Genomic DNA, 2,304 nt, shown 5'->3' on the forward strand with positions numbered 1-2,304 from the left:
CACTTTCCAATTTATCCTCTAACCGTAAAAGCTGGTCTTGAAATTTTCCTAATGTGATTTCACATCGGATATGAAGCAGTCCCTTTTCCATTTGATAATAAATCTTTGGAAACCAGACGATTTTTTCCCTTGATCTGCTTTGCAGGTCAGTAAAAAAACCGCTGTCTTGTACGGTATCGGCTTCATACCACTTATTTTCCAGTACCATTCTTGCCAGCTTTTGACGGTGCAGGAGCTTCTTGAAACTGTCGTAACAGAAGCGGTAATATAGAAAAGCGACCAATGCACAAACACCCGTCGCTATCAATATGGTTATGAAGTTGTAAGGGGAGAGCGTCAAGCCGTTTTCTAACAAGCTGAAATGCTCCCAATCGGTACGCATGATCTGTTTTATATTCAGTAGCAGAAGAACCGCCGCGAATATAAACAGAAGCGTTCCTATGGAAAAATGGTAGACAAGGTGCTTGTCGCTGGCTCTGATACGGTGTCCTTTGTTCCAAATCTTACGCATAAATCAATCACTCCTTTCTGGGTAAGAAAAAAGCAGTCAATCCTAAGACTAACTGCTTTAAACTGTCTTTATTCAAAAATAAATATATCTTCTATCGGAGCTTTTACAGCTCTTGAAATATCTATTGCCAATTTAAGTGACGGATTATATTGTGCTTTTTCTAATCTCATAATAGTTTCACGACGAACACCTACAATGTCAGCGAGTTGTTCTTGTGTTAATTCTTGTGCTACACGATATTTTTTTAAATTACATACAAACTTTGCTTCCATAATTTATTCCCTTTTTTCATAACGATATAATAAATAGTTGCTAAGAAAAAGAACAAGAGCATAGATAAGTGAAACAGAAATCAGCATAAATATTGCACACCACTCAACATTACGGGAAAACATACCTATTGCCATAAGCCAGATAACTACAAATAATAGTTTAAAACCTATCTTGTAGGCTTCTAATTGTGCCTTACGTTTATTTTCTTGAAAAAGCTCATCTTCTAAGATATGGGAAAGTTTACCTTCAAAGAAAAAATTGAAAAAACCAAAAAATATGAAAAAAGCAAAAGGAAATATTTCTCCAAATTTATAGTATGTCCAAAATCCGCCAAACCCCAGAAAACCAAACATTCCACAAAATCCCCAGTAAGGAGAAATTGTTCTTGAATATCGTTTTCCCCTGCTGTTTTTTGAAAAGACATTTTTAAAGCAGATAATTACTATATAGATAGCATATAGTGCTATTAAAGCTCCAATTACTAACATAGGAATATCCTTGTAAGAAAATACATATTCCGACATATCCATATTTTTGACCCAGCGTCCATCATTGTATAATAGGGAGTAGATTGTACCAACAATAAGCAATAAAGCACACCCTACCCCCATAAAAATAATTTTTTTAATTTGTTTCTTTGACATATTTATCTCTCCTTTCAAATGAGATGTTTTTGTATCTTTATGAGATAAATATATCACTCTGCATTGTTCGTGTCAATCAAAATTAAGACAAATACATCACTTTTATTTCTTCGGCTGTCCCTGCGGTGTAGGGTTCTGTGGGCTACCTGCGTTCTGGTTGCCTTTATTCTTCAACACAATATCCTCTGCCTTTACATACCAGTCCACATCTGCACCCGTATAGGTTTTTCTTGATACCGTATCGGCTACTGGATTGACAAGCTCCACAACTGCATTGTAAGGAAATTCCCTTAACGGTACTTCTGGCGGTACGGACACGGGGATAATTCCACCATGCAGACTGCACTTCAAATCATAGATACGCTTTTTAAGCTGGGTACTCGGTGTCCCGTCCTCATTTTGCAAGAACACATCACGCACCGCTGTAAATTTTAATTTTCCAAATGTTTTCTCTTTGTCAATGACAAATCCATTTGATAATCTCATAAATTCTTCACTCCTTTACTTTTCTTCAACTGCTACAATATCATCAGCTACTAATACATAATCGGTATGTCCCACATCCCCGATTGCGTACCCTCTGCCGTATAACTTCGGATTGACAAGTTTTACTTTCTGTTCATACTTGAAATGCTTTTCGCCAGCCTGCACGGGAATTTCTACCACAACATTTTCCCCTCTCTGCACATCTGAATAAAGGTTGTAGCTTCTTCTTGCGAAAAATCTGCGGTTATCTTTATCTCTGTCAAAAACATGGTCGCTTTCGCCTGCAAATTCAAGAGTTCCAAAAGACTGTGCCATATCTGGCACGACATATTTCATTTCCATATTGTTTTACCTCGTTTCTTTCTATTTTTGATAAATTGATTGTGATTT

At 36.7% G+C, this 2,304-nt stretch carries 4 protein-coding genes and 1 pseudogene; all 5 read right to left on the reverse strand.

Going from position 1 to position 2,304, the window contains the following annotated elements; genetic code table 11:
- A pseudogene (locus DWW13_RS18140) lies at positions 1-511 on the reverse strand (ATP-binding protein); the annotation flags it as partial.
- Between the two features lie 68 nt (positions 512-579).
- Positions 580-783 (reverse strand): helix-turn-helix transcriptional regulator, encoded by a 204-nt coding sequence (locus DWW13_RS18145; RefSeq protein WP_008787613.1) that lies wholly within the window; start codon positions 781-783, stop codon positions 580-582.
- 3 nt (positions 784-786) lie between these two features.
- The gene (locus DWW13_RS18150) at positions 787-1,428 is read right to left on the reverse strand and encodes a DUF3796 domain-containing protein (RefSeq protein WP_118720794.1); all 642 of its coding nucleotides are present in this window, start codon (positions 1,426-1,428) and stop codon (positions 787-789) included.
- 102 nt (positions 1,429-1,530) lie between these two features.
- A complete protein-coding gene (locus DWW13_RS18155) occupies positions 1,531-1,914 on the reverse strand; it encodes a YdcP family protein (protein ID WP_118571152.1) in 384 nt (127 codons plus the stop codon).
- A 15-nt stretch (positions 1,915-1,929) separates the two neighbouring features.
- Positions 1,930-2,256, reverse strand: coding sequence for a YdcP family protein (locus DWW13_RS18160; protein WP_117824591.1), 327 nt, complete (start codon positions 2,254-2,256; stop codon positions 1,930-1,932).
- Positions 2,257-2,304 lie beyond the last annotated feature (48 nt).

The sequence above is a fragment of the Blautia sp. AF14-40 genome, from assembly GCF_003479665.1.
In the GTDB taxonomy this organism is placed as follows: domain Bacteria; phylum Bacillota; class Clostridia; order Lachnospirales; family Lachnospiraceae; genus Fusicatenibacter; species Fusicatenibacter saccharivorans.